At 66.2% G+C, this 14,778-nt stretch carries 10 protein-coding genes; 3 read left to right on the forward strand and 7 right to left on the reverse strand.

Annotated elements, in window-relative coordinates; genetic code table 11:
* The first annotated feature begins 84 nt into the window (after positions 1–84).
* Positions 85–438: a hypothetical protein gene (locus OG390_RS31745; RefSeq protein WP_399077025.1), complete on the forward strand. Its 354-nt coding sequence runs from the start codon at positions 85–87 to the stop codon at positions 436–438.
* Here OG390_RS31745 and OG390_RS31750 read toward each other — a convergent pair.
* Complete coding sequence (locus tag OG390_RS31750) at positions 416–1,432, reverse strand: tellurite resistance/C4-dicarboxylate transporter family protein (protein ID WP_406172825.1); 1,017 nt, start codon at positions 1,430–1,432, stop codon at positions 416–418. The genes OG390_RS31745 and OG390_RS31750 overlap by 23 nt on opposite strands.
* Before the next feature lie 557 nt (positions 1,433–1,989).
* On the opposite strand from OG390_RS31750, the gene OG390_RS31755 reads away from it, so the two are divergent.
* Together OG390_RS31755 and OG390_RS31760 are read left to right on the forward strand one after the other, a co-directional pair.
* Positions 1,990–2,817, forward strand: a complete 828-nt coding sequence (locus OG390_RS31755; RefSeq protein WP_406172826.1) for a hypothetical protein — start codon at positions 1,990–1,992, stop codon at positions 2,815–2,817.
* Positions 2,818–3,062: 245 nt separating this feature from the next.
* Positions 3,063–4,478, forward strand: coding sequence for a restriction endonuclease (locus tag OG390_RS31760; protein ID WP_406172827.1), 1,416 nt, complete (start codon positions 3,063–3,065; stop codon positions 4,476–4,478).
* Between the two features lie 59 nt (positions 4,479–4,537).
* Here OG390_RS31760 and OG390_RS31765 read toward each other — a convergent pair whose 3' ends face one another.
* The 6 genes from OG390_RS31765 to OG390_RS31790 all read right to left on the reverse strand — a co-directional run bounded on the left by OG390_RS31765 (position 4,538) and on the right by OG390_RS31790 (position 14,685).
* Entirely contained in the window at positions 4,538–6,967 is a 2,430-nt protein-coding gene (locus tag OG390_RS31765; protein WP_406172828.1) for a tetratricopeptide repeat protein, read from the reverse strand.
* Between the two features lie 5 nt (positions 6,968–6,972).
* On the reverse strand, positions 6,973–7,191 hold the full coding sequence (locus OG390_RS31770) for a hypothetical protein (protein ID WP_406172829.1): 219 nt from the start codon (positions 7,189–7,191) through the stop codon (positions 6,973–6,975).
* A gap of 726 nt (positions 7,192–7,917) precedes the next feature.
* Positions 7,918–9,474, reverse strand: a complete 1,557-nt coding sequence (locus OG390_RS31775; RefSeq protein WP_406172830.1) for an ATP-dependent nuclease — start codon at positions 9,472–9,474, stop codon at positions 7,918–7,920.
* A gap of 17 nt (positions 9,475–9,491) precedes the next feature.
* The gene (locus OG390_RS31780; protein WP_406172831.1) at positions 9,492–12,446 is read right to left on the reverse strand and encodes a TniQ family protein; all 2,955 of its coding nucleotides are present in this window, start codon (positions 12,444–12,446) and stop codon (positions 9,492–9,494) included.
* Positions 12,443–13,531, reverse strand: a complete 1,089-nt coding sequence (locus OG390_RS31785; protein ID WP_406172832.1) for an AAA family ATPase — start codon at positions 13,529–13,531, stop codon at positions 12,443–12,445. Before OG390_RS31785 ends, OG390_RS31780 begins: the two co-directional genes overlap by 4 nt.
* Positions 13,528–14,685 carry a Mu transposase C-terminal domain-containing protein gene (locus tag OG390_RS31790; RefSeq protein WP_406172833.1) on the reverse strand — a complete coding sequence of 386 codons (1,158 nt, stop codon included), beginning with the start codon at positions 14,683–14,685 and terminating at the stop codon, positions 13,528–13,530. The genes OG390_RS31785 and OG390_RS31790 overlap by 4 nt, the downstream gene beginning before the upstream one ends.
* Positions 14,686–14,778: the final 93 nt, after the last annotated feature.

The raw sequence follows: 14,778 nt of genomic DNA on the forward strand, positions 1-14,778 counted from the left end.
AACCGGGGTTGCCCCGGTGCTATGGGTTACAAGGGGTGGCCCGGTGCCAAGAGCGACTCGGGCGTCCGATTAGGCTCCGGCCTCATGGACGTACTCATCCATCTCTTCGTCGGCCTGCACATCATCGGCATCGCCTCGCTCCTCGGCGGCTTCCTCACCCAGATGAAGGCGATGGGCCGGGGCACCGCCCGCTTCGTCCCGGCGATGCTGCACGGCGCGCTGACCATGCTGGTCACGGGCGTCGTCCTGGTCGGCCTCAACCAGGCCGACGACCATCCGGTCAACAACATCAAGATCGGCGTGAAGCTGGCCCTGCTGATCGTGATCCTGGGGCTCGTCTATGTGAAGCGGGACGACGAGAAGGTGGACAAGGGCCTCTTCGGGCTCGTCGGCCTGCTGACCACCGCGAACATCTTCATCGCGGTGCTCTGGACCTGAGCGGGCCGGTCGGCCTGTCCGACCCGGTCGGACGGTGTGTTCCGGCCGTGATCATCACGTGGACCGCTCCCGCCGCGACGGCCAGCCACGCCGCCACCGAGATCCACAGCAGCACCTGCCCGGGCCCCTTGAGCCAGGAGACGCCGAGGGCGGTCGCGGCCGACAGAGACGCCACCGCCGTCATCCCCATCGGGAAGACGGTCGCCCAGCGGCGCACGTCGTAGCGGAGCTTCGGCCACCCCAGCTCCGCGACGGCGAGGACGCAGTAGGAGGCGAAGGCGAGCACGAGGAGCGCGACGGTCGCGGCGCGCAGGACGCCGCTGTCGTCTTCGTTCCACAGGTACGGGTTCACGTGGTGAGCGGCGATGAGCTTGGCCCCCGCCAGTGCCGAGATGGCGAGCGCGCCGCCCGCGACCCACTGGTCTCCGGCGCCCCGGACCACCTCCCGGACGTCGAAGTGCGTGAACGCCACTCCGTAGAGCACGATCCCCAGCCAGAACAGCACCAGCCCGGTGTGCGCGAGCCACTCCGGGCCGACGGCCGCGGCGAGCGCGGCGCACAGCACCGAGAGTCCCTGCGTGGCCACACACACCAGGAACACCCCTCCCGGCATACGGCGCTTCCAGTGCCGTAGGACGACGAGGAGCAGCACCGGCCACAGCACGGCCGACAGCGCGAGCAGGGCCTCGGCCGGCTGCTGCCACCCCAGCGCGGACAGCCGGGTCCCCAGCACGGTGGTCGCCGCGACGGCGGTGAGCCCGGGAGGCGTGCAAGCCTCCTCCAGCCACCGCGCGCGGTCCCACAGGAGGCGTACGACGAAGTCCGCGGCGAGCGCGAGCCAGGCGGCGCACGCCAGGACCAGCGAGATACGGGACAGGAACTCGTAGCCGGTCAGATGCAGCCCGATCGAGACGATGCCGGTGGCCATGACGGCGGCACCGGCGGCGGGCGGCCGATGCGCCCACCAGGCGCGGAGCTGGGAGATGGCTGGCATGCGCCTGATGCTAGGGATCTTCGGACGAGTTGCCCGCGGGGCACGCGCGCGTGGAGCGTGAAAACGTCGGGCACGCGCGCGTGGGGCACGGCAACGCGGGGCACGCGCGCGCCGGGCACGCGCGCGTGGAGTACGAGATACCCCACGCGCGCGTGCCCCGCACAATGCGTTGCTCGCGGAACTGCTGTAGGTTCTCATTTGACCTGTCGGTCGGGAGTCGTCCGACCTGGGCTTTTGGCGCTGGTTCTCGGCGACTTGTCGGCGGCTTCTTCTCACCGAACTGTCGGATTCCTCAGGCTCGACCGACACGTGGCAGGTCGCGATAGGGCGGCGGCGCGACAGCGACCCGACGCACACAAGCGGAGTGCACCGGTCGGCGGCCGACATGACCAGCCCGCTCGCGGCTGTACGATCTGCGTCGGGCAAGTCGCGCACGCCTCAAGCCGTTCACTGGCGCCCACGCCGCAGGTGATCGACCGGCCAAGGTCCTTCGGGGCCCGCGTCCTCCGGTATGCCTGAGCCCGGCGGGAGCGTGGGGGACCGCCAGGAACGAGCGCATGATGCCGAGGAAGCAGTCGACCGCCGCGCAGAAAGCCCGTCAGCGGCAGGCGGCCACCGGCGAGAAGTACACCATCGCCCTGCGAGCCCAGACGTCTGGACTGGTCCGGCACCGGCCGTTCAGCGCCAGGGGTGCGGGGTGGGCGCCCATCATCGAGCGGGCCGAGGGCCAGCTCAGCGAGGTCTGGGCCGACTGCCCGAGGCCTCACTGGGAAGAGAAGTTCGGCGACCTTTGCTGGAAGTACGTTCCGGCCGATGCGCCTCTGGACGTGTGGCGGGTCGTCCGTGTGGCTGTCAAGGAAGCCTCGGGCACGTGCCAGACCTGCCCTTCGCCCGGCCGGAAGCGTGTGGTGTGGGACTGGGACAGCAACTACGGCTGGGTAATGCCGTGGGTGAAAGCCTGCTGTGACGTCTGCTACCACGTGCCTGAGCACCTGCGGAATGACCGGACGTACCTGAACCTTGTCGAGCAGTACGAGGAGGCCGAGCGTGAGCCCGTCCCGGTCGGCTGCTGCGTAGCGATCGAGGAGGTGGCCTCGGTGGTATGGGACCGGTTCGACCAGGGCGGGGTGCCGGCGCTGCTGACGAAGCTGGGGGAGCTGCGCGAGTCGATGAGGTCGCGCAGTCCGCATTACGACGTCTTCAGCGGTCACGCGGTCGTGCTGGCCGTTGAGGAGGCGTGTGCGCCGTTGATGCACCGAGTGTGGCAAGCAGGTGTCGTGTCGGAGCCGGTGCTGCTCGCGGCAGAGCGGCGGCAGGTTCTCCAGGCCATCGACGGCATGCTGGGCGCGCTCAGCGAGATGGCCGCGGAGGAGCGCCGCGGCTGACAGGGACGTCGTCGCACCGGTGCGAGGATGATGGGGCCGTTAGCTCTTGGCTGCACGGCTTCCATCGGGGCGAGCTGCTCGCGTCGGACGCTGGAGTCTGAGGTCCGTGCGACAGGCACGGATGTCTCTCCTTGCGGTGAGTGTTCAGCGGATCGGAGCGCTGGCAGGGCCCGATCTCGCTACGGTGAGTGGCGTCGAGCCTGGGTATCTCCAGCAACCTGAAGTGAGTTGAGGGGAAGGTAGCTATGCCGCGGATATCGCATTTGCTGGCGGACTTCGAGCGGTTCCGGTCCCTCCCCGCGCAGCGCCGGGGCTACAAGTTGGAAGATCTGCTTGAGCAGGCGTTTCGGCAGGCGCACTTCCGTGTCATCCGGAACGCCGGAATCGCTAGTCCGCGACAGACGGACCTGGTTGCCCGCTATGGGGATACGCGGTACCTCATCGAGGCCAAGTGGGAGAAGAGCCCCGCTGACATCAACGTCCTCGACACGGTCCGGAGCCGGATGGGCCGGGCAGCGTCGTCCACCGTCATCGGTGTCATCGTCAGCGTCAGCGGCTTCACCGAGACAGTTGTGGATGATGTGCGCCAGCGGCGGGACTTGGGCCCCGTTCTCCTGCTCGGTGAGGAAGAGCTCACACAAGCTCTGAAAACACCCACGTCGCTGGCTCCCCTTTTGCGGCTCAAGCAGGAAGAACTCACCACCCATGGCCGCGTTCACTTGGCCGCGAGCCCTACACTTTCACGCCGCTCTCGGCCATTCACAGACCTACCCTCCTCCGAACTCCGACTACTCGATATCGATCTCAAGCCGCTCCCGCACATCAGGTCCGGAGGCGGACAAGCTGGATTCGTCTTCGCGCAGGAGCTACCGGATGTGGACTGGGACGCCGGGCACGGAAGCGGTGTGGCGCTCGACTTGCCGGTCAAACTGCTGGACGAGCAGGGAATCGCTGACCTCTTGTACGAGTTCCATTCCATGGGCTGGAGCGGCTCCGAGCCGCGATGGAACATTCAGCAAATCCGGACAACCTGGCAGGGCATCGGCGCACGAGAGTTCGTCGACACCCTCAGCTCGTGGAAGGAACGCTTCGAGGGCTTGGAGCATGTGCACCACACAGAGCAAGCCACCTACTTCGACACCTGCCCTGGTGGAGGCTTCTACACGATCACCGTGTTCATATCGAGTGATGCTTCTCGGACGACGCACCACTGCGATGTGTCCTTCCTGCTCCCTGGAATCCCCGTGGACCTTCGCCCGATCCAGCACCTAGCTGAGGAGTTTGACACCACGGCTGTCAGTTACTTCCGTCCGCTCGCTCGTCGGTCCGTCACTCGGCGCCGCCTTGAGGTGAGTGTGCCGCTGGAGGTCGTCGGCTACATCGTTTCCCAGAACGACCCGTTTCCCCCGCTGCCTGGCGAGCAGGCTCGTCTACCCACCGATTGGGTCACCGGCATCGTGGTTAAGAATCCTCACCGGGCCGGAAACGGTGCGGCGGCACCAGAGGACTGGCCTCAGCAGACCGATGACGGCGAATTCCTCGTCTGCGACCTACGGTCTCACCACCAGCTCACGGATCTCAAGGGAGCGTACTTTCTGCACTCTTGGGAGTATGCCTACACCTCCAACGCTGCGGCCTTCAAACCCGTAGCTGACTGGTAGGACCGGAGGGTAAGTGGATCGGTGTTGCAGTTTCGATGAGTGATAATCGCTGCGCACGACTAAAGCGTGTTACACAAGGCCCTGATGTCTTCCTGGAGTTCCCGTGCCATGCGGAGGTGGGCGCTGAGGATAGGTGAGGTTTCGGCCCCCAGATCGCAGTAAATCGCAACGCTCTCTTCCGCCATGGCCAGCGCCGTGGCGAGGTCATGTTGCCCGTTTCGCCGGACCCAGGCGGCCAGGCTGAGAGTACGGGCGAGTTCCGGTGCATTGACCGCAGGGTCGGCATGCACAAGCTGCCGCTGGATTTCCACTGCCGCAGCGGAGATCTCTGCGGCGGTCGTGTGCTGCTCATCTCCTGAATGGGCTCCGGCCAGGCTGGCCAGTGCCTTGGCCAGGTGGTGGTGATCCTGGGCGTTTCGGAAGAAGTCTGCTGCCTGGCGGTGGTCGTCGATGGCTTCGGAGAATCTCTCCATGTGCTGCAGGGCGTCGCCGCGGTTGTGCAGGGCAAGGGCCTCGCCATGCCGGTCGTGCATCTCGCGGAGGCGGGGGATGGCTTCCCCGTACAGGGTGATGGCTTGCTCGAACTTCCCGGTTTCCCGTAGAGCGGCACCGAGGTTGACCAGGGTCATGGCCTCACCGCGGTGGTCGCCGGTCGCCCGCATGATGCTGAGGGCCTGGCTCAGGACGGGGATGGCTTTGTCAGGTTGGTGCATTTCCCGCCAGGCCGAGCCGAGATTGGTCAGGGCCCGAGCCTGGCCCCGGAGATCCTGGGTTTCGTTGTAGATGGCCGCGGCTGCGGTGTGGGCGTCGATGCTTTCGCCGTACTCCCGTGTCTCCCGCCGGGCGACGCCGAGCGCGTCCAGCGCCATGGCCCGGCCGTGCCCGTCGCCGGCCTCGGCGAAGGCATCGGCAGCCGTCTGTAGAAGTAGAACCGCTGCATCGAACTGCCGTAGCTCCCGCTGGGCGATGCCGAGATTGACCATGGCCCGGCCTGCGCTCTGGTGATCGTCGGCTTGCTGGAGGATGGCCAGCGCGGTGCCGGTGACGGCGGTCCAGTCGGCGAAGTAGCGGTGCTGCTCGAAGAACCCGGCCAGGCTGAAGGCGAGGCTGGCCGCCGTGGCGGCAGCCCCGGTCTCGTGAGCGGTGGTGACGGTGGCGACCAGGTTTGCCCGCTCGCGCTCCAGCCACTCCAGCGCCTTCTCGCGGTCGGTGAAGAGCAAGGAGGGCGGACAGTCGGAACCAGAGGCGAGGTGCGTGCTGGCAGCGGATGCCAGGGTCCGGTAGCGCTCAAGAAGCCGGGAGCGGGCCGCGATCAGGTTTTCGCGCCTCTCTTGCTTCAGATGGCTGGTGGCGTAGAGACGGACCAGGTCGTGCATGCGCCAGCGTCCCCAGGCGGGTCCGGATGTCTCGATGAGGTGGGCGCGATTCAGGTCCTGAAGGATCTCCTCGGCGGTGAAGGCATCCACGTCGGCGAGAGCAGCGGCGCTTTCTGTCGACAGATCGGGGCCAACATTGAGGGTGTAGAGCCTGAACAGCCGCGCCGACGCTGTGCTGAGGTGCTGGTGAGACAGGTCGAAGGCGGCACGCACCGCACGGTCCTCGCGGCGTAGCCGGTCAAGTCGGGAGTGCTCTGCCCGTAGCGCTTGGGCAAGCGAGGTCAGTGGGCGGGTGGGAGCGTCGGAGAGCAGGGCGGCAGCGATACGCAAGGCCAGGGGCAGGCCCGCGCACAGGTCGGCAATGACAGCGGCTGCCTCGGGAGTGTCGTGGACGCGCATGTCGGCGGGTCCGCGGGCTTGCAGCAGGGCTTGGTGCAGCAAGGCGATGGACGCGTCGGTGTCCAGGACGTTCAGGTCGTGGAGACGGGCGTCAATATCGAGGGTGTGGCGGGAGGTGATCAGGACGGCGGTGATGCCGTCGGTGGGCAGCAACGGAGCTGCCTGGTCGGCACTGGAGGCGTTGTCGATGACGACTAGGATCCGTCGGCCCTGTTCGATGAAAGCAGCCAGCGCACTGCGGTATAGCCGCTGCAGGTCTTGCAGCCCGCTGGGGATGTGTTCGCCGGGAATGCCCAGAGCGCGCAGGAAACCGTCCAGTGCCTGCTCGGGGGAGAGCCGGCGTTCGGGGTCGTAACCGAACAGGTCGACGAACAGCACTCCCCCCGGGAACCAGTCCGGTTCGCGTAGGGCGCGGGCGGCGACCTGGACGACCAGCTCGGTCTTGCCGACACCGGCCAGCCCCGCCACCGCTACCCGTGACAGCTGAGGCGCCACCAGAACTGCCTGCTGTTCCTCACGGGGGGCCAGCGCGTCGAGTAGCTCCTCCACGTGTGCGTCGCGGCCGGTGAACGTGGGGGAGGGAGCGGGAAGTCCGGAGAGTGCTGGCGTGATCTTTGGGGGCAGCGCCACGGTGATGTTGCGGCCCTGGATCACCTGATGGAAGAACACGCCGCCGCTGATTGTGTTGGACACGTTCCCGCTCTCGTCGGCCATGCGGCTCAGCCTTGCGATGACCGCGTCTCGCCTTCGGGGGCGGTCGGAGGAGGGGCTGTGTTGAAGGACAAGCCGGAGAAGTCCCGGCCCTGCAATACCGGCCCGTGCTGGGTGCCGCCGCTGATCGTGTTGTGGACGTCACCGTCGCCGGTACGTACGAGCTTCGCCTGCTCATGCCACTGCCGCAGGTCGGCAGTGAACTCCGCGTCCACTGCGGCCCGCACTGACAGAGCGGTACTCAGTGCCTGAGCACGCGCTGAATCTCCAGGATCCTCCTGAAGCCTGACCAGCTCCGTCTCCCCGGAGCTGACGGCGGGAGCCTGTGCGGATTCGTCCTGGCCACGCGTGAAGGGGCGGCGCACTAGCGTGGTCAGCCCCGCCCAAGCTTGCCGTCCGAGCTCACCGCCGGCGCCTCCTGCTAGTGCCGCGAGCAACGCCACCGAAATCGGATCCATGCTGTACCACCCTCGGTATCTCTTGCTTCACCAGGAGTGGACACGCTACGAGAGGCCGCGGTTGCAATGGGTGCCGATCCGGCAATTCTGTCATCGGCCTGACAACGTCCGCAGAAGGCCGGGCGTGGGCTTCGAGATCGGCAATCCGCAGCCAGGCCGAACACGGATTGATGTCGCTGGGGATGGTGTCCCGTCAGTTGGTGCAGCCGATCACGATGAGGGCGCGTTCGTGTTGTTGGGCAGCACGTGGGCGCTTTCGGAGAGCGCGGTTGGGGTAGATCTGGTCCGTGCTTCCCTCGGGCAAAGAAGTCGACGATGCCGTTGGTGAGTTGCCAGTCATCCGGGAGCATGTTTCATGATCCCGGATGTACTCGAATCGGGAAGCACATCTTACTCAGAGGCGTACCATCGCCACGACTGGTGCCTTTCAGTCACGTGAGGTAACTGCTTCTGATCACGCAAGAGTTCTTCTCGTCCACTGGCTGCTCATTGCGGCTAGTTGCCGTCCCGGCGAGGGAGCTTGTCGCCGATCGCCTCGACCAGAGCCTTGACCTCTTCAGGGAACTTCTGGGCCCAGGTCGTCAGGAACGCGCTCTTGACGATGTGGCCTGAGGTGAGGTCCAGGTCGCCGCCGATCTGCTCCCAGATCGTGTGCCGGTCCCAGTTGGTCAGCGATCGCTCTGTCACCACCTTCTTCACCCGTTCCTGCGCATGTAGGCCCAGGTGGAGGGCCACGGCGAGCCGACCTGCTTCCTCGTCGAGACAGTCCAACACCCGTTCCAGCACATGGGCTTCGGGATAGCTGGATCCAGGAAGCGTGAAGATGCCCTTGTCCCGATCGACACGTTCGGCCTGGTCGCCGTCGAGTATGCAGATCGATGGATAGACCGCGGTGGGGTCGATGTTGTGATGGGTGTTGACCTTGATTGCAGGGTCGTGGCCACCCATCGCATGCACCTTGACCTCGTCCAGTTCGATGCCACCATGGCTGCGCAGGGCCGTGAGAACCATGAGCTCGGCGAAGTCGTCTTCGACGAAGATCGCGAGCTTGGCCTGGATCTGTCCGGTGATGGTCCGCAGGGCTTTGACGTCCAGCTTCCCCTGGATCACATTGCCTTGCAGAGCCGCCCAGACGGCCTTGGAAGGCAACGGAGCGAGCGCGTCGTTGGAGTGCGTGGTGAAGATGACCTGGCAGGACTTGCGATGGGCGACACCGATCAAATACTCGACCATGCGCTGAGTGGCCACCGGGTGCAGGCCGTTCTCGATTTCCTCGATGAGGATCATCGCCCCGGGCGAGGCCGCTTCGACCTCGGCGACGATTCGGATGACGCTCGCCTCGCCGGCACCGAAGTGGAACTCGGAGTACCCGTCCCCCCGAGGGGTGAGGCCGGAGAAGAGTGACACTCTTTCCGCGGCGTCCACATAGAGCTGCTGGAACCCCTCGATGGGCTTGGCCAGGATCTTTGCGGCATGCTGCGTGACCTCGGGGGCAAGGGTCACCTCGCGGACAGCGGCGAAGGATCCACCAATGGCGGCCTTGAGCTTGGCGCGCTCTGTGGCGGGCAGGGTCCGCTCGACTCCGAACACCAGAACCTCGCGTTCAAGAGCGGTGCGGTTCCACTTCAGTTGCTTGAAGCTGGCTGTGCGCGAGACCGAAAGACGCGGTGTGTGCTCTTTGTCGATGATTTCGTACTCGATTGACCAATTCTGCATGCTGGAGTCGTACTTGCCGCTCTTGGCGAAGAACCGTCCTGGCGAGACGCTCTTGTAGGCCAGTGCCGCCGCCCCCAGAACGGTTGTCTTGCCTCCGCCGTTTGGCCCGACCAGGGCGGTGACGGGGAAGTCGAAAGTGACCTCTCGGTCCGTGAAGCCCCGAAGCTTCCGCAAGGTCAGTCGCTTGAGGTACTTGCCGTAGTTCTCCTTGGCGACCTTCGTCTCCAAGTCGGTGATCACACTCGGTCGGACTTCGCTCCTGTAGTCAGTCACCACTGCCCCGTCTGTCTCTTGACTGTTATTGGTCATCGTCGCAGATCCGACAAAAAGACTCATCGAGTAAGAGGAAAGACTCATCGAGCTGTGCGGCGGCGCGATTTGTGGTGCTGGACTTCGTGCATGGCTGCGCGGAGCCCATCGGGTGTGAGCGCGTAGTAGGTACGTCGGCGACCGGGACCGCAGCCGACCGGGGCTCGCGCGAGCCAGCAGTCTTCGGCTTCGGGCCGGCTGGTGAGCCAGCCAGCCCGTTCCATCCTCTTGAGCTGGGGATAGAGGGTGCCGTTGTCGATGCCGGTTCTCGCATGGATCTGGGCGCCGTAGAACTCGTCGTTCTGGTGGTCGAGCAGGTCGCGCAGAAGTATGAGGGTGGAACCGGTGATTCGGATTCGCTCGGCGGTGATGCCGTCGCCGAAAGGTCTGAGCGGTCCGGGGCTTTGCCGGATGGTGAGGCGGACTGCGGCTTTGGCCAGCGTGGTCGGGTCCGGCATGGGAGTGATCTGGTCGGGGCCGAGTGCGGAGTGCATCAGCGCCTGGATGTGATCGGTGGCGAGGGAGCGCAGGAGGGCATTGCCGTGCCTGGTCGGCCGTTGGGGTTTCTTGAAGGCGGCGCGGTGGAACAGCGTGTGTCCGAGATCGCGTTCCAGGCGTTGGAATTGGTGGACCAGGGCGCCCCGGCAGGTGCCGAGGTAGTCGGCTGTGGTTTCGAGATTAGGCAGCGCCATGGAGATCTGGAAGCGGTGAAGGCGGAGCCAGCCGTGCAGCGTGCCCTCGACGGTTGCTCGGATGTTGCGCGGGATGCTCTTGTCGACCTTGGTGGTCATGACGGTGTGGCTGTGAACGCCCGGCGGACGTAGGGGGATGCCGAGTTGCAGGAACCGTCGGCGGACTGTTTCGTCTTCGGTCCCGAGTTGGGCGGCGATGTCGGCTGTTGAGCGCATGCGTGTCAGGTACTGCTCGCGCAGCCAGGTCGCGTCCATGGGGACGGGGCGTTGCGAGTAGTAGATGGTGAGGCCTATCGCCTTCGCCTGCTCGACGACGATGTGGCGGGAGATACCGGTTTCCCGGGCGATGCGGGTGAGTGTCTTGCCGTTCTTGGTGTACTCGCGCTCCAGGAAGGCGGCCGTGAGCACCGTGCGGGCGCGCTCTCGCAGTTTCCAGGCTGAGGTGGGGGTAGTGCGTGCCCATTGCCGTTCGCCATGGTCGATGTGTTCGAGAGCGAGTCGGACGTGTGTGACGGTGGTGTTCAGCTGGCGGGCTGCGTCGGATGGCTTGCGTCCTTCGGTGATCACCAGTCGTTTGAGGGTGTCGAGATCGATGTCGTCCAGCCGGGGACCGGGAAGGACCAGCCCGTGGCAGCAGTCTTCGGGCGGCTCCCATGTCACGGGTTCGTCGATCCCGAGATCTTCGAGCAGCCCCTGGGCGTGTTGGAGCAGGGCTTGTCTCTGTTGAAGGGAGAGCGAGAGGTTGAAGCCGACGTAGCGGTTGCGGTCGTCTGGGCTCTTCCAGGCCAGGGTGTGCTGGGTGTCGGTGAGATCGGCGCCGGTCAGCAGCTGTAGGAGATATCTCCTGGCCTGGAGCAAGCGGCCAGGGGCGGCGGGCGTACTCGTTTCGCCGGGGTGAGTGTTGGTGCGGAAGCACAGTTCCTGCCATGCGGCATTGCTGATCGTGTCGGCAGGGATGAGGGTCCGCCGCCGTTGGTAGTTGATCTCGCTGCCGTGTTCGTCGATGTAGTCGGCGATGCGGCAGAGGGCGGGAAAGACCTGTTCATAGCCGCTTTGGTTGATCACTTGCAGTGTGCGTGCGACGTAGTTGGGCAGGTGGCCGTGCAGCGGCTTGAGAAGGGCCTTCTTGTCCCTGCTGCCGGCGCCGGGGAGGAAGAGCAGGGCGGCGGCGGTGCCGCGGAACAGGTCGACCCGGAGTCCCTGGGGTGGAAGGAACCGCAAGGTCCAGTGGGGCCAGAGCAGTTGTGGGATGTGCTGGGAGCGGGAGGTGTGCGGGGCATCGCCGGGGACGGGGATGCGGGCCGCAGGACTGCCCGAGTGCAGGCGCACTCGGTCCAGCTGGCTGAGGTGGGCATCAGCCGCGTGGACGAACCTGCCACGCATGTGGGGTGAGAGCTTCTTCCAGTTCTCCATGGTCATGTCGGCGGGGTGGGGAGCTGTCGCGGCCCCCTGATACGTGTGGAGCTGCTGGATGCGGTGGACGGCGATGTCGTGGCAAGGGTCCAGCAGTGGACGGGCATGGTGCGTGATCACTGCGGTTAGCGGGGCGTTCATCGGTGCCAGCCTGTCGGGCGTGGCCTTGGTTGGGCGCTCGGCCCATGCTGTCGCGGCGTCGGTCCCCAGATGGGTGATCTCGTGCTCAGGCAGGGCGTGTAGGAACCAGCGCGACAGGTGGACCAGGTCGCTCAGGCTCGCGGCTGTAGCAGGGATGTCGGGATCGGCAAGGAGTTCGTCGATCCAGCGCTGAGCGGATAACAGAGGGCTGGTGTCGGGGAGTCGGTTCGTTGGCGCGATGCGAAGATCCGTGCCGCAGGGCGGGTCGTCACCGCGGCGGGTGATGCAGATTCCTGCCGGGTGGGAGCGGGTGCGGCCCGGGAGCAGGCGGCGTGGCTGGCAGCCGCAGCCGGGACACGTGTCGTGCAGCAGCGCGCGGTGGGTGGTGCAGGCGAACACGCAGGGCAGCCACCAGGCGAGTTTCCATCGCCCCTCGCGCTCGGCCAGACAGTCCGGGCAGTAGCGCGAGCCGCGGGCCTGCCGTGTCCGCAGCGGCAGGACGGGATCCGGCAGGGTCCGGTCCAGCTGGTGATCGGGCAGCTGGCAGCGGCGTTCCAGCTCACGAAGCTGGGAGGACGTGATGCTTGTGAAGAGAGTGGAGGTCAAGGAAGGGGTCGGCAGGGCGAAGTCGGTCAGAAGTGCCCGAAGGGAGAGCCCGTTGCGGCGGGCGAGTGCTTCGAGCCAGCTGTCGATCCCCTCGCCAGGGGCGATGGGGACCCGCAGCGGCAGGACGCGATTGCTGCCGAGGATCACGACGCCGCCTTGGACTTGGAGGACAGGGTGCCGTGGGCGAGAGCGGCCGCGAGTTGCTTGCGGGCCAGTTCGGAGGCTTCGTCGAGACGGACTTGGTCGAGCAGGTCGCGGTTCAGGGCCTCGGTCTTGCCACGGATAGCCCGGTAGCAACCGCGCATCAGCAGAGTGAAGTACGACCCAATGTGGCCGCTGGTGCGTTCGAAGAGGTATCCGGCCAGGTCGACGAGCATGCCGGGACGGTGTTCGGCCAGCACGAGTTGGCGCTCGGATGCCTTGAGCAGGCTCCACCAGTGCCGGCGTCCCTCGTCGGAGTTGAGGTGGAACGGTTCGACGCCGAGCCGGGTCCAGCGCCGGGCGGTCTGGGCGAGGACGGTGTTCTTCCCGGTCAGCCCGTCGGCGAAGAAGCGGCGTTCGGCGAGTCCGACGCCGACGTAGACAAAGGTGACGGGAAGTTCGTTGGCGAGCCACTTCAGATGGTTGCTCACCGCGAGCCCTTCCTTGCGGTCGAGGTCGATGAAGTGGATGTCGTCGATGATCCCCAGACGGGTGTCGCAGTTGAGCACGCAGTCCAGGGCATGACTGGCCAGGGCTGCGGCGCTGCCCCGGTCGGTGGCAGGGTGCCCGTAGAACTCGCAGATCATCCGGTTCAGCGTGCGCAGGGTGGTGTTCGAGGTCAGCCCGACCCGGAAGACCGGGACACGTTCGTTGCCCTCGGCTGTGACCGCTCCGAGTCGGCGGCGCTGTTGGCGGTCGTAGGTGCGGCCGTAGAGGTTGGCGATGGTGGTCTTGCCCAGGCCGGGCAGGGCGTCGATGACCGCCGCCGAGCGGATGCGGTCGCCGTCCTGCCGGTTGCTGGCCACGATCTGGTCCAGTTCCTCGTGGAGGGAGGCCAGCTGAGGGGTCTGGATGATGCCGAAGTTCGCATGCCAGTCGTGACGCTGGTCGTTGTAGTCCTCACGGGCGTCCTCGCCCAGCGCGTCCAGATGCGCTCGGGTGAGCATCTCCGGACGCTGTCGCGGCGGAGTGTTGACGTACTGGTTCCAGCCCTCCTTGCGGGACAGGCTGAACAGTCCTGGTGTGCTCATTCCAGTACCTCGAAGGCGTCCGCGTAGAAGTCGTCTCCGTCCGGGGCGTCGAAGATCTCGTCCTCCTCGTCCAGGTCGCTGGTGACGGACTGCTCGGGCACCAGATGCAGGCGGGCCGTGCTCACCGGTGTGTGGGGCTCTTCCTTTGGCAGCCGGGGCAGCGGGACCGCGGCGCGTTCGGCGGACAACCGCAAGGCCATGCGACGTTCGCGCCGGTCGGTGACCATGCCCTGGTCCCAGCGGGCCAGGAGCTCGGCCAGAGCCTCGGAGGCGTCGAGATGCCGCCCGCGCCGGAGCGACAGGCGCCGGGCGTGAGCCGCCGCCTCGGCGGAGAACGCCGTATTCAATCCGGGAGCGTGTTCCCATTCCAGCCGGTGCCAGGAGTCGTCGGCCGGATCCTGGAAGTAGACGAACCGCACGTCATCGGGGTGGACACGGATCGGCCAGCGGTCGGCCAGCAGTCCGCCGTACGGGCTCTTCTCGTTGCGGTAGCCGTCCAGGGCCGGGCCGTTGTAGCGCAGCCCGTCGACCTCGACGCCGTAGTGCTGGATCGTCCGTGGCTTGACCTGCAGGAAGTCGAAGACGAGGTCGGGCGACGGCAGAATGCGCAGCCGTCCCGCCCGGGCCAGACCGGCCTGCAGCATTTCCAGGGGCGAAAGCTCCACGCCCGGCCACTGAGGGATGACCAGCCCATCGTGCTGGGAACAGTGATACACCCCCGTGATCCACTCGCGGATCACGTCCTCCAGCTCGTGGATGTATAAGAACGCCTGGTCCTCCACCTTCTCCCCGCGGCTGTGCAAGTCCGGGCCCTTGTAAGCAGGAAGGTGCTGGATCAGTCCCTCGCGCAGAGTGCGGAAGAAGCGCTCGACCGTCGGCTTGTCGGTGGGCTTCTTCGGCTGGGCCGGCTGGATCGACATCCCCAGCCTGGTGCAGACACTGATCACGTGGGCCGACATGAATGCCCGGCCATGGTCGATGACCAACGTCTCCGGCGGACACAGCCCCCGGCCAGGGACCAGAGCCTCCTCTCTGAACACCACATTCTCCGGCACTCCGTGATAGGGCCCGGCAGCCTGGCCATCGCTGTCGTCCTCCGGCGGAGCGATCGCCTCGAACAGCACCCCGGCGACATCCACCGCTTTCGTGGACACCGCCGTCACACGCAGACCGACAATGCAGCGGCTGAACAAGTCCTGAGCGACGTTGTGGCGGTAGTTGTGGACTGACCGTTGACCGCTGTGAGA

The sequence above is a fragment of the Streptomyces sp. NBC_00996 genome (assembly GCF_045162675.1).
In the GTDB taxonomy this organism is placed as follows: domain Bacteria; phylum Actinomycetota; class Actinomycetes; order Streptomycetales; family Streptomycetaceae; genus Streptomyces.

Excerpts from the sequence above, each read along its gene's own strand:
- OG390_RS31745 (WP_399077025.1), top strand. The coding sequence starts at position 85 with ATGGACGTACTCATCCATCTCTTCGTCGGCCTGCACATCATCGGCATC.
- OG390_RS31750 (WP_406172825.1), bottom strand. The coding sequence starts at position 1,432 with ATGCCAGCCATCTCCCAGCTCCGCGCCTGGTGGGCGCATCGGCCGCCC.
- OG390_RS31775 (WP_406172830.1), bottom strand. The coding sequence starts at position 9,474 with ATGAGTCTTTTTGTCGGATCTGCGACGATGACCAATAACAGTCAAGAG.
- OG390_RS31765 (WP_406172828.1), bottom strand. The coding sequence starts at position 6,967 with ATGGCCGACGAGAGCGGGAACGTGTCCAACACAATCAGCGGCGGCGTG.
- OG390_RS31785 (WP_406172832.1), bottom strand. The coding sequence starts at position 13,531 with ATGAGCACACCAGGACTGTTCAGCCTGTCCCGCAAGGAGGGCTGGAAC.
- OG390_RS31755 (WP_406172826.1), top strand. The coding sequence starts at position 1,990 with ATGATGCCGAGGAAGCAGTCGACCGCCGCGCAGAAAGCCCGTCAGCGG.
- OG390_RS31760 (WP_406172827.1), top strand. The coding sequence starts at position 3,063 with ATGCCGCGGATATCGCATTTGCTGGCGGACTTCGAGCGGTTCCGGTCC.